We start from the raw sequence: 22,042 nt of genomic DNA, 5'->3' as shown, positions 1-22,042 counted from the left end.
GGGGACGGGAGTATGACGTTCACAATATCAATCCTCGAGAATGACGAGATCGGTCGGCCGCCAGCCGAGCGCGACGGCTTGGCCGGGTGCGTGGAGTGGACCGGCTCCTGAATTCGGCTGCTGAGCCAGCACCCGCTCGCCACCGTCCAGGACGATGCGGTAGAGGACGGCACCGCCAAGGAAGTTCGTGCTCTCGACCGTACCGCGTGCGGACGTGCCCTTGCTCTCGGCATCGACCGGGCCGGCTGGCGACACCATGATCTTCTCCGGCCGCAAGGCGACCGACAGAACCTCGCCACCGGCCGTTGCGGACACATCCGGCAGGGCCAGCACCAGGCCATTGCCGACCGCGATTCCGGTCCCGTGGTCCAGCGTCACGCGCTGGCCGCGGAAGATATTGGTGTCGCCGATGAAGTCGGCGACGAAGCGGGTTCGCGGCTGGTCGTAAATCTCGACCGGTGTGCCGATCTGCTCGACGCGGCCGGCGTTCATCACCGCGATGCGGTCGGACATCGCCAGCGCCTCCTCCTGGTCGTGGGTGACGAAGACGAGGGTGAGGCCGAGAGTCTTCTGCAGTTGCTTGAGCTCGAACTGCATCTGCTGGCGCAGCTTCTTGTCGAGCGCGCCGAGCGGCTCGTCACAGAGCAGCACGCGCGGGGAGATGACGATGGCGCGGGCGAGCGCGACGCGCTGCTGCTGGCCGCCCGACAATTGTGCCGGCCTGCGGTCCTCCATGCCGGACAGCTCGACCATCGCCAGCGCGGCCGTGACCTTGGACGCGATCGTGGCCTTGTCGGTCTTGCGCATGCGCAGGCCGAAGGCGACGTTCTCCGCCACCGTCCGGTGCGGAAACAGCGCATAGTTCTGGAACACCATCGCCATGTCGCGCCTGTGCGCGGGGACATGGGTGATGTCGGCGCCGTCGACGCGGATATCGCCGGTGCTGGGGCTGTCGAAGCCCGCGATCATGCGCAGCGTGGTGGTCTTGCCGCAGCCGGACGGGCCGAGCAGCGAGAAGAACTCGCCCGGACGGATGTCCATGGCGACCGCGTCGACGGCGCGTACGCCGCCGTCATAGACCTTGCTGACGCTGGCGATCTCGATGCTTGCGCTCATGCGCGGAAGATCCGGTTGACCCGGCTGTCGATCACGTCCTTCTGCGCGTTGTACCACTTCCAGTCGACCTGGATCAGCTTGCTGACCTTTTCCGGAGTGGTCAGCAGCTTGGCGTCGTACTTGGCGTCGAGCTTCACCTTCTTGTTGGCCGGCGAGTACCAGACGGTCTCGGCGAGGCGCTTTTGGACCTCGGGGCGCAGCATGTAGTTCACATAGGCGTTGGCGAGCTCCTTCATCTTGCTGCCGGGTGTGATGCTCAGCACCTGCTCCAGCGACAGCACGCCCTCGCTCGGGGTGACGAAGTCGATCGGCTGGTTTTGTCCGTCATAGCGGTAGATGCCGGAGTCGTGGATCACGCCGAGGCCGACCTCGCCGGACAGGAACAGCTTCTCCATCGCGCCGGTGAAGTCGACGAGCTTGATCGGCTTCAGCTTCTCGAGCGCCGCATAGGCCGCGTCGAGATCGGTCTGCCCCTTTCCGTAGAGAGTGCCGCACATCATCAGGAAAGCCTGTCCCAGGCTGTTGACAGGGATCACATAGCCGCCGCGCACGCCGTTGTACTTCGCGTCCCACAGCTCCTTCCAGGACGTGACGTTGGCGTAGCCCTTGTCGGTGCGCATGCCCAAGCCAATGGCGCTGGTGAAGATGCAGACACCGACGATCTTGTCGCTGACCGCGTAGGGGTAGACGTCGGCCATGTTCGGCACCAGCTTGGGGTCGACCTTCGGCTCGACGAGGCCCATCTCGACCGCTGCCCACTGCTCGTTGGAGTTGGTGTGCAGCACGTCGTAGATCGGCGCCGAGCGCGAGCTCGCCTGCAGCTTCGGCAGGAACGGCAGCGCAGTGTCGGTCCTGAGCTTGCACTTGAACTCGCTTTCGAAGGCGGGGCCGATCTCGGCCTTCATGACGTCGCCCCATTTGCCGCCCCAGCCGGTGATGTTCAGCACGGGCTCCTCGGCGCGCGCGACGTAAGGCGCCGCGACGACGCCTGCACCAAGCGCAGCAGCCGAAGTCAGCAGGCGCCGGCGGCTCATGGGGAAGCGACGCGATGAGTCGGTCATGTCCGGAATCTCCCTTAGAGTTTGACGTAGGAGCGCAGGCCAACGGTGCGGTCGAGCGCGATGACGACGATGAAGGCGAGCAGGATCGAGACCACCGAGGCCGCGCCGATGGTGCCGTCGAGATCGAACTTCAGATAGTTGAACAGCGTGATCGGCAAGGTCTCGCTGCCCGGCGCGACCAGGAACAGCGACACCGGGAACTGGTCGAACGAGACGATGAAGGCAAAGATCGCGCCTGCCAGAACGCCGGGCTTCACCAGCGGCAGCGTGATCTCGAAGAAGGTCCGGGTGGGGCTGGCGCCGAGATTCTGCGCGGCTTCCTCCAGCCTGACATCGAAATTATGCAACACGGCGAGGGTGGTGCGCACGACGTAGGGAATCGTCACCAGCGTATGGCCGGCGACAAGGCCCCACAACGGGCGCCCGACATCGAGCAGCACATAGGACTGGAACAGTGCAAGACCGGTCAGGATCGCAGGCAGCATCAGCGGCGACAGCATGGTCGCCACGATCAGGCGAGAGCCCGGAAGGTTGCCGCGCGCGACCGCCAGCGCGGCCGACGCGCCGAGCACGGTTGCCGCGACCGTGGTCATCGCTGCGACCTCGATGCTCAAGAGCAGCGCGTGCATGAAGTCGCGCGAGGCGAAGAATTTCTCGAACCAGCGCAAGGAGACGCCGACCGGTGGGAACTGGATGAAGGGCGTCGGATTCAGCGCGAACACGATCACGATCGCGATTGGCGCCAGCAGGAAGACGAGGACGGCGCCGTTGGCGGCGAGATAGAGCCTGCGACCCCACCGGAGCGGCCGCTTCCTGCCGCGAAGCGCGGGTGCGGCCGCCAGATCGATCGGCGCAGCAAGCGGCGGCTGCGATCCTGGAGCAAGGCTCGTCATCTGCGCCCTCATTGCAGCTCGCGCTGGCCCGAGATGAGGCCGAGCACGTGATTATACGCGATGACGAGCGAGAGCGAAACGACGAGCAGCACCATGCCGAGCGCAGCCGCGAAGCCGACGTTGAAGTTGGCGGAGATCTGCTGGTAGATCAGGATCGGCAAGGTCATGACCTGGAAGCCGCCGAGCAGGATCGGGGTCACATAGGCGCTGATCGCGAGCGCGAACACGAGCAGCGACCCGGCGAGGATGCCGGGCAGGCTGAGCGGCAGGGTGACTTCGAGAAAAGCGCGCCACGGGCTGGCGCCGAGATTCTCCGCCGCCTGCTCCAGCCGTTCGTCGATGCGGCCGATCACGCCGGTCAGCGTCAGCACCATGAACGGCACATAGATGTGGACGAGGCCGATGATGATGCCGGTCTCATTGTACATCAGCTGCAACGGCCTGGTGACCAGCCCGAGCGAGGTCAGGATCTGGTTGATGACACCCTTGTCGGACAGCAGCGTCATCCAGGCGAAGGTACGCACCACGATGCCGGTCAGCATCGGCGCCAGCACGGCCATCAGCAGCAGCGCGTGGCCGGTGCGGCTCTTGATCCGCGCCATCCAATGCGCGAGCGGATAGCCGATCATGAGCGCGGCCAGGGTCGTCCAGAGGCCGATCCGGATCGTGGTCCAGATCACCTCGAGATAGTAGCCGTCATCGCCCATGCGGGCATAGTGCCTGGCGGTGAGGGCGACGTTCGGCATGACCACGGGGTTGCCGGTCAGGACGCTCATCACCGCCATCAATCCGATCGGCAGGAAGAAGAACAGCGCAAAAAGCAGCGCGCTCGGCAGGATCAACAGCGCCAGGCTGTTGACGCGCGGCGCGCTGCTGCTCGTCATCAGGAGGCCAGTCCGGCCAATTGCTCGATGGTCTGGCCAAGCGGATCGCCGGTCATGCGCCGCAGCTTTGCGGCCATGCTGCCGAGCTCGCGACGGACATTGGCACGCTCGATCTCGGTGGTGGCCTGGACCGAGTAGGAGACGGCGATGCCGATCAGCTCACCGCTCTCGCCGCTCGCCAGCGCAAAGCCCTGCGAGCCGACGCCCTCGATGGCCTCGTCGGCGGCGTCCGAGATGCCGGTCCGGCGGATCTCGTTCAGCCGCGCCATCAGCTCGGTGAAGTTCTGCGGCGAGTTGGCCGGGACCTTCGGATAGTCGAGCGGCACGCGCGCCCGGATCTCCTGGTCCGACAGACGCGCCAGCATGGCGCGGCCGTTCGAGGTGATGATGGCCGGCGTGCGCTGGCCCGGCGGGTTGACGACGCGCAGCGGGTTGGAGCCGGGCACGATGCGCAGCACCACCTGCTGATAGCCGTCGAGCACGGCGATGTAGCCGGTGTGTCCGGTGCGCGCGCAGACATCACGCAGCTCGCGCTCGGCGGTGGCGATCAGGTCGTCATGGGCCCGGTGCAGCCGCCCGAGCTCGAAGGTGAGCAGGCCCGGCCGGTAGCGGCGGCTGTGCGGATCCTGCTCGAGCAGGCCGCAATCGCGCAGCGAGCGGAGCAGGCGTGAGGTCGAGCTCTTCGGCTTGCCGGTCAGGACCTGGACGTCGGCAAAGGAGAGGTCGGGCCGCGCGGTCGAGAAGCAGCGCAGGATGTCGATGGCGTTGGTCAGGGCGCTCATGATGATACCGTTTGTTCCATTTTTTGGAACGTAGTCCCGAATTTTAGGAGCGGCAGGGCGACTGCCGCAAGGCGAAATTACTGGCAAGCAGGTGCCCGAATGCGCGTCAGGGTGGTGGGCGGGGCGCCGGGCGCTGAAGGAGCATGCTCGGCCTCACTGCACCGCGGCCGACCTGACGCGACCGATGACGGCGTCCAGGTCCGTCCAGGCCGGCTTGTCCGGGGCGAATTGCTGACGGAGATAGGAGACGAGTTCGGCGAGCTGGACGTCGCTGAGATGGTCCTTGAACGCCGGCATGTAGCCGAGATCGGACGAGGCCGGCTTCATGATCCCGTGCAGGATCACCTGGATCAGGTTGTCGGGTGTGGCGCTGTGCAGGTTGCTGTTCAGCGCCAGCGAGGGCCGGCTGCCGAACAGCGGCAGGCCGCCGATCTCGTGACAGACCGCGCAGGCGCCGAGATAGAGCCGGGCGGCCGGAGATGCCGCCGAGGTCACCCTGGTGCGCGCCTCCAACTCCGCTGCCGTCGCCTCCAGCGTCGCTGCCTCGGGCGAGGGCGTCTGGAAGGAGGCGAGATAGACCGCCATGGCCCGAATGTCTGCGTCGGGCAGCGTCGCGAGATCCTTCACGATCGGCGCCATCGGACCGGCGGCCACGCCATGGAGGCGCGACTGACCGGAGCGGAGATAGGTGTAGAACTCGTCCTCGGTCCACGGGATCGGGGCAGTCGAGAGCGCGGTCAGCGCGGGGGCTTCCCAGCCCTCCGCGAAGCCGCCAGCCAGATATGCGTTGCGCTGCTCGGCACCGAGCGCATTGCGCGGCGAATGACAGGCGCTGCAATGGCCGAGGCCTTCGACGAGATAGAAGCCGCGATTCCACTGCTCCGATTGGGTTGGATCAGGCCTGAACGGCTGGGTGTCATGAAACAGCGCGTTCCATCCGGCGATCAGCGGCCGCAGGTTGAACGGGAAGCGCAGCGCGTTGTCGGGCGCCTGCTGTCTCACCGGCGCCTCTGCCATCAGGTAGGCGTAGAGCGCCTGCAGGTCGGCCTCATCGGTTCGCGCGAAATGGGTGTAGGGAAACGCCGGATAGAGCTGCCGGCCGTCGCGATGCACGCCCTCGCGCATGGCGCGCTCGAAGGCGGGATAGGACCAGGCGCCGATGCCGGTCTCGACGTCGGGCGTGATGTTGGTGCTGAACAGCGTGCCGAACGGCGTCTCCAGCGCACGGCCGCCGGCATTGATCAGGCCGCCATCCGCGGTGTGACAAACCGCGCAATTGCCGAGCGCCGCGAGTGCCTCGCCGCGTGCGATCGTCGCGGCGGAATAGACCGAGGGATCGGGGCGCGTGATCGGCGCGATGGCGCGCCAGGGCAACACGGCGGTGGCGACGCCGATCGCCGCGGCGCAGGCCGCGACGGCGCTGGCGATCACGCCGCCCCGCCTGGCAAAGGGCTTGAGCCATGTGGTCGCCGGTCTTTCAGGGGCGGGCAGCGACTGCGGCGCCGGCGTCTCGACCTGTTCGCCGCGCAGCCCTTTCAGAATGCGCTCCGGCGTGAATGGCGGCTCGCGGAAGCGGACGCCGGTGGCGTCGTAGATCGCATTGGCGATCGCGGCGGCGCTCGGCACGGACGCGGACTCGCCGACGCCGAGCGGCGGCTGATCCGGTCGCCGCAGCATCAGCACGTCGATCTCAGGCAAATCGGGGAAGGTGATGATCGGATACGCCCCCCATTCCCGGGCCGCGACCTTGCCGCGCGAAAACGGAATCTCCTCCATCAGCGCCCGGCTGGTGGATTGGATGACGTTGCCTTCGATCTGGTGGCGTACGCCGTCCGGGTTGATCATCAGGCCGGAGTCCTGGCCTGCGATGACCCGCGTGACGCTGACGTCGCCGGTCGTCGTATTCACCGCGACATTGGCGATCCACGCCGACCAAGCCGCGCCGTAGCCGGGAAACTTGCTGTGGACGTAGAGCGCGTAGGCGAAGCCGCGGCCATGGACGACGCCGTTCTCGGGCGCCTTATCTTCCCGCACGGGGCGCGGCGTCCAGCCGGCGCGTTCGGCCACGGCGTTCACGAGATCACGCGCGCGCTCGTCCTTCAGATAGCGCAGCCGGTATTCGATCGGGTCGACGCAAGCCTCCGCCGCGAGCTCGTCGATATAGGACTCATGCGCGAAGGTGTTGGGCAGCGCCGAGACGCCGCGGATCCAGGACGCACGCACGATCGGCGGCATGTCATGCGCAGTGACGCGCATATGGTCGTAGTCGTAAGGCGGGATCGCGGTGCGATCGCCCATCTCGAACACCGCAGGCTCCGGCGCGATGCGGCCGGTCAGCAGCAGCGCCAGCGTCGGCGCGCCGTTCGAGGGATAGCGCGTGGCGAACTCATAGGCCGCAACCGAGCCATCAGCATTGAGGCCGCCATTGACGTCCATCAGCTGTGCGGTGCCCTTGGGCTCCCACAGATGCTCCTGCTCGCGCGACAATTGCACCCGCACCGGACGGCCGACCGCGCGCGATAGCAGCAGCGCATCGGCGGTAACATCGTCGGCGCAGTTGCGGCCATAGCAGCCGGCGGCCTCCAGCCGGATCAGCTCGATGTGATCCTCGGGACAGTCGATCAGCTTGGCGAGATCGCCGCGCAGGATGTGCGGATTCTGCGTGCCGGAATAAATGCGGGTCTGCCCGTCGCGATAGTCGGCCACCGCGCAGGACGGCCCGATCGAGCCGTGCATCTGGTAGGGCCAGAGATAGGTCCGCCGCATCGGCTTGGCGGCGCCGGCGATGGCGGCATCGACATCGCCCTTGTCGAGCAGCCGACGCGGCTCGGACGGATTGGCGCGCAGCGCGTTCTCGACATCGTCGAGGTCGCGCAAGCTCGGCACCGGCTTCCAATTCGCCTGGAGCCGCTCGGCGGCGAGGATCGCGTTCTCCTCGCGCTCGGCGACGACGCCGATGAAGTCGCCGATGACGACGACGTCAACCAGGCCCGGTACGTCGCGCACCGACTCCCTGTCGACGCCAAGAAGGCTGGTGCCGATGAAGGGGCCGGCATCGACACCGGCATAGGGTGGACGCACGACGCGGCCATGCAGCATGCCGGGGACGCGAACGTCATGGACATAAGTGAGTTCACCGGCCGCCTTTGCCGGCAGATCGACGCGCGGCACCGACCGGCCGACGACCTGATAGTCGTTCACCGACTTGACGACGATATCGTCGGCGAGGGCGAGGCGGAACGTCTCATCGCCGATCAGCTCGCCATAGCTGAGCACGCGGTTGTCGGGACCGCGGACAAGTCCGTCCTCGACCCTCAAATCCACAACGTCGAGGTCGAGTTGCGCTGCCGCCCGCGCCAGGAGGAAGGCGCGGGCCTGCGCCGCAGCCTTGCGCAGCGGCACGGCGGTGATCTGAATTGTCTCGCTGGCGATGGTTGCGCCCTGATTCGGCACGACCGCGGTGTCCCCGAGCACGACCACGACACGGGCGAAGGAGACATCCAGCTCTTCCGCGACGATCTGTCCCAGCGCGGTTCGGATGCCGGTGCCGAGATCGACGTGGCCGTTGAAGGCGGAGACCTCGCCTGCGGCCGTGATCCGGATGAAGGTTTCGAACCGGCCATCGTTGCCGGCGATGGGACGTTCGACAACCAGCCAGCCGCGAGGCGTGTCGGCGTCCTTGGTGAGGCGATCGTTCATCAGTCCAGCGCCTCGAGCGTGTGGCCGGCCGCGCGCATCGCCGCGCGGAGGATCTCGACATGGGCACCGCAGCGGCAGAGATTGTAGCGCAGCGCCTGCTTGATCTCGTCGCGTGACGGATCGGGCTTGATCGCCAGCAGCGCCTTGGTCGTCATGATCATGCCGTTGAGGCAGTAGCCGCATTGCGCGGCCTGCTCGGCGATGAAGGCCTGCTGCACCGGATCGGGCGCCTCGCGCGAGCCCAGCCCTTCAAGCGTGGTGACGTCGCGGCCGATGCAGCCTTCCACCGGAATGACGCAGGAGCGGGCGGCACGGCCGTCGATCAGCACGGTGCAGGCGCCGCATTCACCGAGGCCGCAGCCGTATTTCGGACCGTTCAGAGCGAGGTCGTTGCGCAGCACATGAAGCAGGGGCGTGTCCGGCGCGGCCGCAACGTCATGCGCCCGTCCGTTCACGGTCAGCCGAATCGTTGCTGGCGTCATGCCCTTCTGCCGTCCGCTGTGCTATCGTTAACGAGGATGCGATGGTGATCGCTCCGAGCGTATCGTTTGTGTACTAACATGCAAGTGCCACGTTTTGCGCTGCAGCGTGTGCACGATTTGTCGTCATTGTGCAGGGCAAACTGATCGTTTATCCGGCAATCGTGCTTTTCGTTCGCGGTGGCGCTTGACAGTCGGCGGAGGGGCGCGACATCATTCGTATACGAACGAATTGCCGCGGCGTGCGGACGGTTGCCGTCAACTCCGCTTCAAGATGGGCTTCTCTGCATGGTGACTGAGACGGCGAGCGAAGGTGCAGGGGACAAGATCCGCTGCGATGCCTGTCCGGTGATGTGCTACATCAAGCCGGGCGCGGCTGGCGCCTGCGATCGCTATGCCAATCAGGACGGTGTGCTGGTGCGCGTCGATCCGCATATCCTGCTGGAGCGCACGGTGTCGCATGGCGGCAAGCTGGTGCCGTTCCAGGCGAGCGGCGACTGGGACGGCAAGATCGTGCATCAGCCGGAGCTGTTCGTCACCGCGATCGGCGCCGGCACCACCTATCCCGACTACAAGCCCGCGCCGTTCATCGTGTCCTCGCAGGTCGAGGGCGTCGACATGGTCACGGTCGTGACCGAGGGCATCTTCAGCTATTGCGGCGTCAAGGTGAAGATCGACACCGATCGCTATCTCGGCCCGGAAGCGGCGACGGTGCGGGTCGACGGCGAAGCGGTCGGTCACGTCACGACCAGCGAATACGGCTCGCAGATGCTCTCGCTCGGCGGCGTGCATCATCTCACCGGCGGCTCCAAGAAGGAGGGGCGCGTCACCTGCGACGCGCTGATGGACCTCAGCAACCGCAAGGCCGTCGAGCTCGTCGTCGACGGCGGCTCCAGCGTGATCGTGCAGGCGGGGCAGCCGCCTGTTGTCAACGGCGTCAAGGAAGAGCGCATGCGCGTCGGCTGCGGCTCGGCCACGATCGGCATGTTCGCCAAGCAATGGCAGGGCAAGGTCGACGAGGTCGTCGTGGTCGATGATCACATCACCGGCGTGCTGTCGGAGCACCAGGCCGGCAAGCTGCTCGACATTGCCGCGACCGGCATCAAGATGAAGGGACGGCGCTCCACGCCGGGCCGCTACTTCCAGGTGGCGCAGCCCGGAACCGGCTGGGGCGGCACCGACATCTCCGATCCGCTGTCGATTCTCGGGCCGTTCGATGCGAAGACGGCGAAGCCTGGCACGACGCTGCTGATGGTGTCCACGACGGGCGAACATGCCGCCTACTACGTGCTCGACGAGTCGCTCAAGCCGGTGCAGCGTGAGATGCCGCCGGAGCTGCAGTTCTCGGTCGAGCGCATCCAGGAGAACTGCGAGCCGGCACTGTGCACCGTGCTGTTCATGGCCGGTGCCGGCGGCTCGCTGCGCGCGGGCGTCACCGACAATCCGGTGCGGCTGACGCGGTCGGTCAAGGATACGCTGACGCGGGTCACGAGCGGCGGTGCGCCGGTCTATGTCTGGCCGGGCGGCGGCATCACCTACATGGTCGACGTGACCCAGATGCCGGCCGGCGCCTTCGGCTATGTGCCGACGCCGGCGATCGTCGCACCGATCGAGTTCACGTTGAGGCTATCGGACTACGCGGCGCTCGGTGGGCACATGGACTACGTCCAGCCGCTCACGTCGCTCAAGGATGTCAGCAAGGACATTCGCCAGCTGCCGTGGCCGAGGCCGGGCGCATGACCCGGCAGCCACAGATCGCCTTGTTGCCCGAGCGGCGGCTGCATCTGCAGGACGGCCCGATCGATCTGATCATCGGCGCCGACGCCGCCGATGGCGATGTTCGCGCGGCCTATCGTGCGGCGGCCGAGCGTTTCACGGGTCTCTTGGACGAGCTGTGTGCGGAACTGTCCGATCTGCGCAAGGGAGCCGATCACGATCGCTGCCCATTGAAAGGCGTCGTTGCGCGGCGGATGCATGCGGCCGTGTCGCCGTTCGCGCGCGAGATGTTCATCACGCCGATGGCCGCGGTCGCGGGCAGCGTCGCCGAGGAGATTCTCGGCGCCATGCGCGGCGCGGCGAAGCTGACGCGGGCCTATGTCAACAATGGCGGTGACATCGCACTCCATCTGCGGGATGCCGCCACGTTCAGCGTCGGGCTGATGGACCGTCCCGATGGCGCAGGCGTGATGCGCAGGATGACGCTTCGTGCTGCCGATGCGATCGGCGGCGTCGCCACATCGGGCCGCCACGGCCGCAGCTTCTCGCTGGGCATTGCCGACGCGGTGACGGTGCTCGCGCGCAGCGCGGCGCAGGCCGATGCGGCGGCGACGGCGATCGGCAACGCCGTTGACCTTCCGGGTCATCCGGCCGTGCTTCGCCGACCCGCCTGCGAGCTGCAGCCGGACAGCGATCTCGGTGACCGCCTCGTCACATGCGAGGTCGGAGATCTCGGTGATGCCGAGATTGCCCAAGCGCTGGCCGTGGGCGAGCATCGTGCGCAGTCGCTGCTCTCGGCCGGCCTGATCGAAGGCGCCGTACTGCAGCTCCGCGGCAACATTCGCGTTGTCGGTCCGCGCGCGATCGAGATCGTTCGTCGGCCGCAGTTGCGGGCGGCGGCGGCGTGAGGTTTGATGCATGATGTGCTGGAACACGAAGGGTCGACGATGAGCGCCGTCATCAGAAAGATCGTGACCGTGGTCGAGGAAGTCCATCAGGAGATGGGCCGGACCGTGTCGCCGCCGACGCGGCGCGCGGCGGCAGTGGCGGTGATCGAGAATCCGTTTGCCGGCCGCTATGTCGAGGACCTCACGCCGCTGATCGCGATCGGCGAGGAGCTCGGCGAGATGCTCGCCAAGCGCGCCGTGGCCGCGCTCGGCATCGAGGGGCCGGCGGCGCACAGCTACGGCAAGGCCGCGGCCGTCGGCAGCGACGGCGAGCTGGAGCATGCCGCCGCGATCCTGCATCCGAAAATGGGCGCGCCGGTGCGCAAGGTGCTCGGCAAGGGCGCGGCGCTGATCCCGTCATCGAAAAAGCGCGGCGGCGTCGGTTGCACGCTCGACATCCCGCTCGGGCACAAGGACGCCGCGTTCGTGCGCAGCCATTTCGACGGCATGGAGGTGCAGATCAACGACGCGCCACGCGCCAACGAGATCATGGTCGCGCTCGCGGTCACCGACAGCGGGCGTCCCTTGCCAAGGGTCGGCGGGCTCACGGTCGCCGAGATCAAGGGCGACGACGGTCTAAGATAATTCAAATCAAAATTGGAGGCTGAAGGGATGCGACGGAGAACGATGCTTGCGGCAGGCCTGGGCCTTGCCGTTGCCGGATTGACGGGTACGGCGCGTGCCGAGGACGTCATCAAGATCGGCGAGATCAACAGCTACTCGCTGTTGCCGGCGTTTACCGAGCCCTACCGCAAGGGCTGGCAGCTCGCGGTCGAGGAGGTCAACGCGGCCGGCGGCATCAACGGCAAGAAGCTCGTCGTCGTCTCCAAGGACGACAGCGGCAAGCCGGCCGACGCGCAGACCGCTGCCAATGAGCTGGTGTCGAGCGAGAACGTGGCGATGCTCGCCGGCACGTTCCTGTCGAACATCGGTCTGGCCGTCAGCGACTTCGCCAACCAAAAGAAGGTGTTCTTCCTGGCGGCCGAGCCGCTGACCGACGCCATCACCTGGGCCAAGGGCAACAAATACACCTTCCGCCTTCGTCCGTCGAACTACATGCAGGCGGCAATGCTGGTGGAGGAGGCCGCGAAGCTTCCCGCCAAGCGCTGGGCCACCATCGCGCCGAACTACGAATACGGCCAGTCGGCCGTCGCCGTGTTCAAGAAGCTGCTCTCCGAGAAGCGCCCGGACATCCAGTGGGTCGACGAGCAGTGGCCGCCGCAGGGCAAGATCGACGCCGGTCCGGTGGTGCAGGCCGTCGCCGCCGCCAACCCGGAGGCGATCCTCAACGTCACCTTCGGCGCCGATCTCGTCAAGCTGGTCCGCGAAGGCAACACCCGCGGCCTGTTCAAGGACCGCAAGGTCGTCAGCTTCCTGACGGGCGAGCCGGAATATCTCGATCCGCTCAAGGAGGAGACGCCCGAGGGCTGGATCGTCACCGGCTATCCCTGGTATTCGATCAAGACGCCCGAGCACGACGCGTTCGTGAAGGCCTACCAGGCCAAGTACAACGACTATCCGCGGCTCGGCTCGATCGTCGGCTACCAGACCATCAAGTCGGCGGCCGCCATCCTCGCCAAGGCCGGCTCGACCGATACCGACAAGCTGATCGCCGCGGCCGAGGGACTGTCCGTTCCGTCGCCCTTCGGCGAGATCACCTTCCGCAAGATCGACCACCAGTCGACGCTCGGCGCTTATGTTGGCAAGACCGCGCTGAAGGACGGCAAGGGCATCATGGTCGACACCGTCTACCGCAAGGGCTCGGACTATCTGCCGAGCGATGCCGAAGTTTCCAAGCTCCGTCCGAAGGACTGAGTGAGGTCTTCCTGCCTCCTCCTCCCGCGGAGGAGAGCGGGCGGGGTGAGGGCGCGCGACGCCTGATCTACAGGTTCAGGCCGAGATCCCTCACCCCACGCTTGCTCGCCGGCTCATTGACAGGGCACACGAGCTCGAACGCGGCTCATTCGATACAGACGATCTCCTGACGCGGACCGCCCATGGCCTTCTATTTCGTCCAGTTCCTGACCGGCCTTGCCAGCGCAGCCTCGCTGTTCCTGGTGGCGTCGGGACTGTCGATCATCTTCGGCGTGACCCGCATCGTCAATTTCGCCCATGGCGCGTTCTACATGCTCGGCGCCTATGTGGCGTTCTCGCTTACGGAGCGGCTGTCTGGCTCGCTCGGCTTCTGGGGCGGCATCGTCGTGGCGGCGCTCGCGGTCGCGGCCATCGGCGTCCTCGTCGAGATCGTGCTGCTGCGCCGGATCTATCACGCGCCGGAGCTGTTCCAGCTGCTCGCGACCTTCGGCCTGACCCTGATGGTCGAAGATCTCGTGGTGCTGATCTGGGGACCGGACGATCTGGTCGGCCGCCGTGCACCTGGCCTCAAGGGGGCGGTCGACTTCTTCGGTCAGAACATCCCGAGCTACGACCTGTTCCTGATCGCGCTCGGTCCGATCGTGCTCGGGGTGCTGTGGCTGCTGTTCCAGCGCACCCGCTGGGGCGTCCTGGTGCGCGCGGCGACGCAGGACCGCGACATGGTCGCGGCGCTCGGCGTCAATCAGAAATGGCTGTTCACCTCGGTGTTCGCGGTCGGCGTCTTCCTCGCCGCGCTCGGCGGCGCGCTGCAGATCCCGCGCGACGCGGTCCATCACGCGATGGACCTGCGCATCATCGTCGAGGTTTTCGTGGTCGTCGTGATCGGCGGCCTCGGCAGCATCCTCGGCGCGTTCGTTGCCGCCGTGCTGGTGTCGGAGCTCAATGCTTTCGGCATTCTCATCTTCCCCACGATCTCGCTGATCCTCGTGTTCCTGGTGATGGCCGTCGTGCTGGTCGTGCGGCCCTGGGGCCTGTTCGGCAAGAAGGAGGCGCCGGCGCGCCGCACGCCGGGCCTGACCGTCATTCCGTGGCGCCCGCTGAGCTCGGTCGAGCGGCTGGCCTCTCTCGTCGCGCTGGCGCTGGCGGCGATGCTGCCCTTCATCGCCGGCAACTACGCGCTGACCGTCGGCGCCGAGATCGCGATCTTCGTGATCTTCGCGGCGTCGCTGCATTTCCTGATGGCGGTCGGCGGCCTCGCTTCGTTCGGCCACGCCGCCTATTTCGGCCTGGGCGCTTACGGCGTCGCGTTCCTCGCCAAGCTTGCGGGATTGCCGATGATTGTCTGCCTGCTGCTCGGGCCGCTGCTCGGCGCGCTCGGTGCGGCCGTGTTCGGGGCCTTCGCCGTGCAGCTCTCCGGCGTGTACTTCGCGATGCTCACCTTGGCCTTTGCGCAAATTGTGTGGTCGATCGCGTTCCAATGGGTCGCGGTGACCGGAGGTGACAATGGCATTCTCGGGCTCTGGCCGGAGAAATGGGCGGCGTCGCCGTCGCATTTCTACTGGCTCGCGCTTGGCGTCTCCGCCTTCGTCGTCGGCGTGCTGCGCCTGATCACCTTCTCGCCGTTCGGCTATGCCCTGCGCGGCATGCGGGACTCGCCGTTGCGCAGCGAGTCCATCGGCATCAACGGCAAGCGCATCCAGTGGACGGCCTTCATCATCGCCGGCACCACGGCCGGCATCGGCGGCGCCCTGTTCGCCTATCTCAAGGGCAGCGTGTTTCCGGACAACATGGGCATCTCGCTCTCGGTCGATGCGCTGGTCATGGTGCTGCTGGGCGGCGTGGAGACGGTGCCCGGCGCAATCTTCGGCGCCATCGTCTACAAGGCGCTCAACATCTGGCTGGTCAGCCAGACCGACTGGTCGAAGCTCGTGCTCGGCATCTTCATCGTGCTGATCGTGGTGGTGTTCCCGAAAGGTATCGTGGGTGTGGTCGAAACCGTCATGCATCGGCGTCGCGCACTGGCCCCCAAGGGCGCTTCGCTGTCGGCCAAGATGGAGGGCGCGCAATGAGCCCCGGCGTGTCGCTGCTCTCGGTCGAAGGCCTGTCGAAATCCTATGGCGGCATTCACGCGGTCCGCAACGTGTCGTTCACGCTGCGGGCCGGCGAGATCCTGGCGCTGATCGGCCCGAACGGCGCGGGGAAAAGCACCTGCTTCGACATGCTCAACGGCCAGAACGTGCCGGACAGCGGCCGCATCACGGTGATGGGGCAGGAGACCACGGGGCACAGGCCGCGCGAGGTCTGGCGGCTCGGGGTCGGCCGCACCTTCCAGATCACCGCGACCTATCCGACCATGACCGTGCGCGAGAACATCCAGGTCGCCCTGGTCTCGCATCATCACCGTCTGTTCGATTTCTGGAGCCCGATGATTTCAATCGAGCGCGGCGAGGCCGATCGCCTGCTCGATCTCGTCGGCATGGCCGGCTATGCCGAGCGTCCGTGCGGCGAGCTCGCCTATGGCGACCTCAAGCGGCTGGAGCTCGCGATCGCGCTGGCCAACCAACCGAAGCTCCTGCTGATGGACGAGCCGACCGCCGGCATGGCGCCGCGCGAGCGTGTCGAGCTGATGCGGCTGACGGCTGGAATCGCGCGCGAGCAGTCGATCGGCGTCCTTTTCACGGAGCACGACATGGACGTGGTGTTCGAGCATGCGGACCGCATTCTCGTGCTCAATCGCGGCAGCCTCATTGCCGAGGGATCGCCAGCCGAGGTGCGCGCCAACCGGGAGGTGCAGGCGATCTATCTCGGCGAAGGCCTGCTCTATGATGCCGATCATCGCGAGGGAGCGCCGGCATGAAGCTGTCCGTCGCCAATCTCAACAGCCACTATGGTCCGGCGCATATCCTGTTCGACATCGGCCTCGAGGTCGGCGAGGGCGAGGTGGTGGCGCTGCTCGGGCGCAACGGCGCCGGCAAGTCGACGACCTTCCGGTCGATCGTCGGCCTGGTCGAGCTGCGCGAGGGCCAGATCATGTTCGAGGGGCATGACATCTCGTCGGCGCCCACCCATGAGATCGTCCGCGCCGGCCTCGGCTACGTTCCGGAGGAGCGCCGCATCTTCACCGAGCTGACGGTGGAGGAAAACCTGGAGGTCGGGCGGCAGAAGCCGCGGCCGAATGCGCCGCAATGGACGCGTGAGAAACTCTATCAGTTGTTTCCCAATCTCGGCGAGATGAAGAACCGCCCGGGCGGCCGCATGAGCGGCGGCGAACAGCAGATGCTCACCATCGCCCGTACACTGATGGGCAATCCGTCGCTGGTGCTGCTCGACGAGCCCTCGGAAGGCCTGTCGCCGAAGATCGTCGAGCAGATGGTCGATGCGATCCTGACCATGAAGAAGGAAGGCGTCTCGCTGGTCGTCTCCGAGCAGAACCTGCATTTCGCCAAGCTGATCTCGGACCGAGCCTACATCATCGAGCGCGGCCGCATCTGCTTCTCCGGCACCATGACCGAGCTCGACGCGCGGCCCGACATCCGCGACGCGCATCTGTCGATCTGAGGCGAGGGAAGATATGGCCAAGAGTCCCCCGCCGAAGCGATCGGCGAAAGCCACGACGAAGACTGCGCCGAGGCCGCAGGCAAAGCCCGCTGCGAAGGCCACGGCCAAGGCGGCGAAATCAAACTACGTGCTCGACGATCAGATCGGCTTCATCCTGCGCCAGGTCTGGCAGCGCCACACCATGATCTTCGCCCGCGACATCGGCAGCAACCTGACGCCGACGCAATGGGCGGCCATGTCGAAGTTGGTCGAGACCGGACCGTGCTCGCAGAACCAGCTGGGACGGTTCACGGCGATGGACGTCGCGACGATCAAGGGCGTGATCGACCGGCTGACCGCACGCGGTCTCACCGAGACCAGCTCGGATCCGCAGGATGGCCGCCGGCTACTGGTGAGCCTGACCCGCGCGGGTCAGCAGCTCGCGGAGAAGACCGCGCCGCTGGCGCTCGCGATCTCCAAGGAGACCTTGGCGCCGCTGGATGCGAGAGAGCGCGAGAGCTTGCTGTCGCTGCTGAGCCGGCTGAAATAGCTGTTGCAAACCGCCCGCGTAGGGTGGGCAAAGCGAAGCGTGCCCACCATTCTCACCGAGAGCGCATCTGCACATGATGGGCACGCGCCGCCTGGCGGCGTCGCTTTGCCCACCCTACTTGTTTGCTCAGTCGCTATGAGCGCAGCCCGATACAGCACCCTCTCCCCTTGTGGGAGAGGGCATCTCCGGTCCATCCACATTCGCGATTGGGTGAGGGGTATCTCTCGGCGAGCGAGACTCGCGGAGAGATACCCCTCACCCGACCGAGATTTCTGCTCCGTCCTGCATGCCCTCTCCCGCAAGGGGAGAGGGCGCATTCACGAGCACTGCGCTCGCAATGACGAAGCTTGTGGCAACTACTTCGCCACGATCTCCGGAATTTTCGTCGCCGGCGGCGTGTTGCGGCTGCGCTGGGTGCGGACGATGCCGTCGATGATGGTCATCCCGATGCCGGGGAGGTCGCCGAGCTGGACGCTGTCGAGCAGGGTCTTGGCCGGCGAGTGCTGCGCCTTGTCCATGATGACGAAGTCGGCGGAGCGGCCGACTTCGATCAGGCCGCAATCCAGCTCGCGCATCCGCGCGGTATTGCCGGTGGCGAAGCAGAACGCGATCTCCGCCGGGACGTCGCCGAGCGAGGACAAGAGTGAGACCATGCGGAGGATGCCGAGCGGCTGCACGCCCGAGCCGGCCGGCGCGTCAGTGCCGAGGATCACGCGGTTGAGCTCGTTCATCTCGCGCGCGGTGCGCAGGGTGAACAGCGCCGAGCGCTCGTTGCCGTTGTGCACCAGCTCGAGCCCCGCCTTGCAGCCCTCGCAGATGCAGCGGATCTGATCGTCGGGCAGGGCGGTGTGGCCGCCATTGATGTGTCCGATGACGTCGGTGCCGGCCTCCAGCACGACGTCCTTGTCGATCAGGCCGGAGCCGGGGATCGACGGACCGCCGGTGTGAATGGTGCTCTGAATGCCGTATTTGCGCGCCCAGCCGACCATCTTGCGCGCGGTCGGGCCGTCCTTGACGCCGCCGAGGCCGACCTCGCCGAGCAGCTTGACGCCGGCCGCCGCGAGCTCCTTGAAATCGTCCTCGACCATCTCGCATTCGATGACCGGCGCGCCGGCATGCACCTTCACGCCGCCGGGGCGGAGCGTCCAGAACGCGCGCTGCGCGAAGATCGCCATCGCCTTCAGGCCGACGACGTCGCGCGGCCGGCCCGGCATGTGCACCTCGCCGGCGGAAATCATCGTCGTGACGCCGCCATGCAGATAGGAATCGATCCAGTTGCTCTGGTTCTGCCGCGGCGTCCAGTCACCGGCGACCGGGTGGACGTGGCTGTCGATCAGGCCTGGCGCCACCGTCGTGCCATGGGCATCGACGATGGTCGTCGCGCCTTCGGTGTCGACGTCCTTGAAGCGGCCGATTCCCGTGATCTTGCCGTTCTCGGCGACGATCGTGTCGGCATCCAGGATGGGCCGTTCCAGGGCGCCGGACAGCAAGAGGCCGATGTTGCGGATGACCAGCTTGCTGGGACCGATTGCTTGCGGCGCGTCATGGGCCATCGGGATATCCTTCTCTTCTGGCAAAGCATTTGCGGCAGTTTGCGCCTGCACGCGGCGCAGCATCAAGCCGGTTTCGGTCATTCGTACACGAATGATCATGTCCGGCAAGCGGCGCCCTGCACGAAGATTCGGCGCAGGTTGCCTACCCTTCGGACACCGCGCGGGCCCTATGAACGCGGCGATATCCTCGGCTTCGGCCGCGTGTTCGACATCCCCGTCCCCTGTGCTTGTGGCGGTGGTCTCCGCGCTGGTGATGAACCGCACCCTGGACGTTGCTGCCGCGATCCGGCATCACCTCGTGTGATCTCTTTGCGACGAGGGTGACGGCAGATGAGCGACGACCTTCACACGATCGGCGCGGGCGGCATCACCGCCTCGGTCAAGGCTGATGGCGCCGAGCTGTGCTCGCTGAAGACGGCCGGGGGCCTGGAGTTGCTCTGGCAGGCCGGAGGCGCCTGGCCGCGCCATGCGCCATGGCTGTTTCCAATCGTCGGCCGACTCAAGAATGACCAGCTCCACCACCGCGGCCAGACCTATCCGATGACCCAGCACGGCTTCGCCCGCGACCTGCGTTTCACCTGGCTGGAGCGCGGGGCCGAGTCGTGCGTGTTGCAACTGACCGACGACGAGACGACGCGGGTGCGCTATCCGTTCGCCTTCCGTCTCACGGTGAGCTACCGGATCGCCGTTGACGCGCTGGACGTGGCGGTCGAGATCGCCAACCCCGGTGCGGAGATGCTGCCCGCCTCGTTCGGCGGCCATCCCGCCTTCAACTGGCCGCTGCTCCCCGGCCAGCCGAAGGAGAGCTATCGGCTGATTTTTGCAGAGCCTGAGCTGGCGCCGATCCGCCGTCTGACCGGCGGTTTGCTGCGCGAGCGGCCGGAGCCCTCACCGATCGAGGGGCGCGTTCTCCCGTTGAGCGAACGCCTGTTCGACGATGATGCCGTGATCCTCGATCCGCCGGCCAGCCGTTCGGTTCGCCTCGTCGGAACCAGGGGACCGGCGCTTGAGTTAGCCTGGGATAATTTTCGTCAGCTTGGAATCTGGTCGAAGCCCGGCGGCGTGCCGTTCCTGTGCATCGAGCCGTGGCGCGGTTTCGCTAGTCCGCTCAATTTCGACGGCGAGTTCGCGGCCAAGCCCGGCGTCATGCATATCGCGCCGGGCGTCGCCGAGAGGCTACGCTGCCGCATCAGAATCGATTCCTCGAATTAGTATGACTTATCTCGCGAGCGCCCGTTTGCGTGCACAGCGGTAACCGTGATCAGCAGTTTTGGGCCTGGAAATGACGGCGCCGTGACCTACATGAGAGACGAGCGCGGAACTTTGGCTATGATGCGTCGAACGACCGGCGGTTGGCGGGCGCTTTCTCCGAACTGATAACGGTCGATCATCGAACATGATGCGTGGCGCGAACTCAGGCGCTCGCAGCCGGTTCTTGCAGCCGTGCGCCTTTGCCGTCAGCGGGCGCGCGGAGATCTCATGGCAGGGGCGCGCGTAAGTGGCGTTACGCGGGGGAACGGGAGGATGGGATGGTGTTGAGAGCTGTTGTCGGCGCGATTACATGCGCCGTGTTGCTCGCAGCGACCGATGCTGTGGCAGGGGCCTATCAGCCGGGTGACTTCCTCAAGCTCGATTTGTCGAAGGCCGTGTTGTCGCCGGAGCCGCTCGGCCCCGAGGCGCATTTCGAACCCGTGCCCATCGAAGCCAAAACAGATCGACCTGCGGTCGCCGTCCGTTCTGCTGTTGACCCCGACGTCAGTTCCGGAATCCCGCGCGCCGTCGCCACCCGGCGGCCTCATGGTACGAGGACGGCCGAGCGGCCCCGCGGCGCCGCCCGCACCAAGCTCGTCCATCGGCGCGGCAATCCGCTCGACGCGCAGGCGATGGATACGCGCATTCAGACCTGGCCGTGCCGGCCTGGCAGCGGCGGCATCTGCAACTGGCGCTGATCGGCGGGTCTACCCGCGCGCCTGTTGCGTCCAGGAACTTCGCTCCCGACATCTTGATCGAGGTGGATGCCGGCTTGCTTGAACTCGCAAGCGGAGCGAAGGCAAGCTGAGCACTTCCCGCCAAGGTCTTGATGTTTCGAGGCTGCCGCCGGCGCTCGCTGGCGAGCGGCTCGCGCGATTCCAGGAGATTTCATGAAACGCCATCGACACCCAGGGTATCCGCCTGCCCAAGCTCGGGCTCGGCACCTTTCGCATGCAGGGCACCGTCTGCCGCGAGGCCGTCGAGAGCGCGCTTGCGCTCGGGTACCGCCACGTCGACACCGCCGAGATGTACGCCAACGAGGACGCGATCGGTGCTGCACTTGCGGCGACCAATCTGCCGCGCGCCGAATTGCATGTCACCACCAAGGTCTGGCCGGAGAACCTCGCGCCGGATGCGATCCGCCGTGCCTTCGACACGAGCCTCAAGAAGCTCCGGCTGGAGTTCGTCGATCTCTATCTCATCCACTGGCCGGCCAAGGGGATGAACCTGCCCGCCGCCCTGGAGACGCTGCTGAAGCTGAAGGAGGAGGGGCGCACGCGCGCGATCGGCGTCGCAAACTTCACCGTCGCGCTTCTGAAGCAGGCGGTGGAGGACGTCGAGGTACCTGTCGCCTGCAATCAGGTCGAATATCATGTGATGCTCGACCAGTCGAAGCTGATGGCCTACATGGCGGGCCGCTCGATTCCCCTGGTGGCCTATTGCCCGCTGGCGCAGGGACGGGCCGCCGCCGACGAGACGCTTGGGGCCATCGGCAGGAAGCATGGCGCCAGCGCCGCCCAGGTCGCGCTGAAATGGCTGTTGGACCAGGATGGGGTGGCGGCGATCCCCAAGGCAGCGCGCCCGGAAAGTCAGCGTGCGAACTGGGATGCGATGAAGCTTCAACTCGACGATGAGGATCGCGCCACCATCGCGTCCCTCCCGAAGGACAAGCGCTTCGTCAATCCGGCCTTTGCGCCGGACTGGGACCGCTGACGACCACGCGAAGCCCTGCAAGAACGGGCGTCAGAACGAACGCCAC

General features: G+C 66.4%; 19 protein-coding genes. 11 read left to right on the top strand and 8 right to left on the bottom strand.

The window, feature by feature from the left end:
- Positions 1-27 precede the first annotated feature (27 nt).
- From ACQR1H_RS32235 to ACQR1H_RS32205, 7 genes are all read right to left on the bottom strand, one after another.
- Positions 28-1,116 (bottom strand): ABC transporter ATP-binding protein, encoded by a 1,089-nt coding sequence (locus ACQR1H_RS32235; protein ID WP_434908743.1) that lies wholly within the window; start codon positions 1,114-1,116, stop codon positions 28-30.
- On the bottom strand, positions 1,113-2,177 hold the full coding sequence (locus tag ACQR1H_RS32230) for an ABC transporter substrate-binding protein (RefSeq protein WP_316178311.1): 1,065 nt from the start codon (positions 2,175-2,177) through the stop codon (positions 1,113-1,115). The genes ACQR1H_RS32235 and ACQR1H_RS32230 overlap by 4 nt, the downstream gene beginning before the upstream one ends.
- 14 nt (positions 2,178-2,191) lie before the next feature.
- A complete protein-coding gene (locus ACQR1H_RS32225; RefSeq protein ID WP_434864074.1) occupies positions 2,192-3,070 on the bottom strand; it encodes an ABC transporter permease in 879 nt (292 codons plus the stop codon).
- Between the two features lie 8 nt (positions 3,071-3,078).
- A complete protein-coding gene (locus ACQR1H_RS32220) occupies positions 3,079-3,954 on the bottom strand; it encodes an ABC transporter permease (RefSeq protein WP_434864073.1) in 876 nt (291 codons plus the stop codon).
- On the bottom strand, positions 3,954-4,736 hold the full coding sequence (locus ACQR1H_RS32215; RefSeq protein WP_315802277.1) for an IclR family transcriptional regulator: 783 nt from the start codon (positions 4,734-4,736) through the stop codon (positions 3,954-3,956). Before ACQR1H_RS32215 ends, ACQR1H_RS32220 begins: the two co-directional genes overlap by 1 nt.
- Positions 4,737-4,889: 153 nt before the next feature.
- Entirely contained in the window at positions 4,890-8,435 is a 3,546-nt protein-coding gene (locus ACQR1H_RS32210; RefSeq protein WP_434908742.1) for a molybdopterin cofactor-binding domain-containing protein, read from the bottom strand.
- Positions 8,435-8,917, bottom strand: coding sequence for a (2Fe-2S)-binding protein (locus ACQR1H_RS32205; protein ID WP_315802279.1), 483 nt, complete (start codon positions 8,915-8,917; stop codon positions 8,435-8,437). The genes ACQR1H_RS32210 and ACQR1H_RS32205 overlap by 1 nt, the downstream gene beginning before the upstream one ends.
- Before the next feature lie 285 nt (positions 8,918-9,202).
- Here ACQR1H_RS32205 and ACQR1H_RS32200 point away from each other — a divergent pair, with 285 nt between their 5' ends.
- The 8 genes from ACQR1H_RS32200 to ACQR1H_RS32165 all read left to right on the top strand — a co-directional run bounded on the left by ACQR1H_RS32200 (position 9,203) and on the right by ACQR1H_RS32165 (position 17,479).
- Positions 9,203-10,654 (top strand): 6-hydroxynicotinate reductase, encoded by a 1,452-nt coding sequence (locus ACQR1H_RS32200; protein WP_316178321.1) that lies wholly within the window; start codon positions 9,203-9,205, stop codon positions 10,652-10,654.
- Positions 10,651-11,538 carry a UPF0280 family protein gene (locus ACQR1H_RS32195; protein ID WP_434908741.1) on the top strand — a complete coding sequence of 296 codons (888 nt, stop codon included), beginning with the start codon at positions 10,651-10,653 and terminating at the stop codon, positions 11,536-11,538. The genes ACQR1H_RS32200 and ACQR1H_RS32195 overlap by 4 nt, the downstream gene beginning before the upstream one ends.
- 39 nt (positions 11,539-11,577) lie before the next feature.
- Positions 11,578-12,162: an amino acid synthesis family protein gene (locus tag ACQR1H_RS32190; protein WP_315802282.1), complete on the top strand. Its 585-nt coding sequence runs from the start codon at positions 11,578-11,580 to the stop codon at positions 12,160-12,162.
- A 27-nt stretch (positions 12,163-12,189) separates the two neighbouring features.
- On the top strand, positions 12,190-13,392 hold the full coding sequence (locus ACQR1H_RS32185; protein WP_434908740.1) for an ABC transporter substrate-binding protein: 1,203 nt from the start codon (positions 12,190-12,192) through the stop codon (positions 13,390-13,392).
- A gap of 182 nt (positions 13,393-13,574) precedes the next feature.
- Positions 13,575-15,461, top strand: coding sequence for an ABC transporter permease (locus tag ACQR1H_RS32180; protein ID WP_316217232.1), 1,887 nt, complete (start codon positions 13,575-13,577; stop codon positions 15,459-15,461).
- Positions 15,458-16,249 (top strand): ABC transporter ATP-binding protein, encoded by a 792-nt coding sequence (locus ACQR1H_RS32175; RefSeq protein ID WP_316217231.1) that lies wholly within the window; start codon positions 15,458-15,460, stop codon positions 16,247-16,249. Before ACQR1H_RS32180 ends, ACQR1H_RS32175 begins: the two co-directional genes overlap by 4 nt.
- A complete protein-coding gene (locus ACQR1H_RS32170; RefSeq protein ID WP_316217230.1) occupies positions 16,246-16,950 on the top strand; it encodes an ABC transporter ATP-binding protein in 705 nt (234 codons plus the stop codon). Before ACQR1H_RS32175 ends, ACQR1H_RS32170 begins: the two co-directional genes overlap by 4 nt.
- A 13-nt stretch (positions 16,951-16,963) precedes the next feature.
- Positions 16,964-17,479 (top strand): MarR family winged helix-turn-helix transcriptional regulator, encoded by a 516-nt coding sequence (locus ACQR1H_RS32165; RefSeq protein ID WP_316178332.1) that lies wholly within the window; start codon positions 16,964-16,966, stop codon positions 17,477-17,479.
- Between the two features lie 356 nt (positions 17,480-17,835).
- Here the strand turns inward: ACQR1H_RS32165 and ACQR1H_RS32160 are convergent, their stop codons facing one another.
- Positions 17,836-19,032, bottom strand: a complete 1,197-nt coding sequence (locus ACQR1H_RS32160) for an amidohydrolase family protein (RefSeq protein WP_434908739.1) — start codon at positions 19,030-19,032, stop codon at positions 17,836-17,838.
- 330 nt (positions 19,033-19,362) lie between these two features.
- Between ACQR1H_RS32160 and ACQR1H_RS32155 the strand changes: the two genes are divergently transcribed.
- The 3 genes from ACQR1H_RS32155 to ACQR1H_RS32145 all read left to right on the top strand — a co-directional run bounded on the left by ACQR1H_RS32155 (position 19,363) and on the right by ACQR1H_RS32145 (position 21,996).
- Entirely contained in the window at positions 19,363-20,244 is an 882-nt protein-coding gene (locus ACQR1H_RS32155; protein ID WP_434908738.1) for an aldose 1-epimerase family protein, read from the top strand.
- 317 nt (positions 20,245-20,561) lie between these two features.
- Positions 20,562-20,981, top strand: a complete 420-nt coding sequence (locus tag ACQR1H_RS32150; RefSeq protein ID WP_316178335.1) for a hypothetical protein — start codon at positions 20,562-20,564, stop codon at positions 20,979-20,981.
- 202 nt (positions 20,982-21,183) lie between these two features.
- The gene (locus ACQR1H_RS32145) at positions 21,184-21,996 is read left to right on the top strand and encodes an aldo/keto reductase (protein WP_434908744.1); all 813 of its coding nucleotides are present in this window, start codon (positions 21,184-21,186) and stop codon (positions 21,994-21,996) included.
- The last annotated feature ends 46 nt before the right edge of the window (positions 21,997-22,042 follow it).

Origin of the sequence: Bradyrhizobium sp. HKCCYLRH2015 (genome assembly GCF_051168215.1) — a bacterium.
Lineage (GTDB): Bacteria > Pseudomonadota > Alphaproteobacteria > Rhizobiales > Xanthobacteraceae > Bradyrhizobium.
This window is presented reverse-complemented; position numbering and strand designations above follow the sequence as displayed.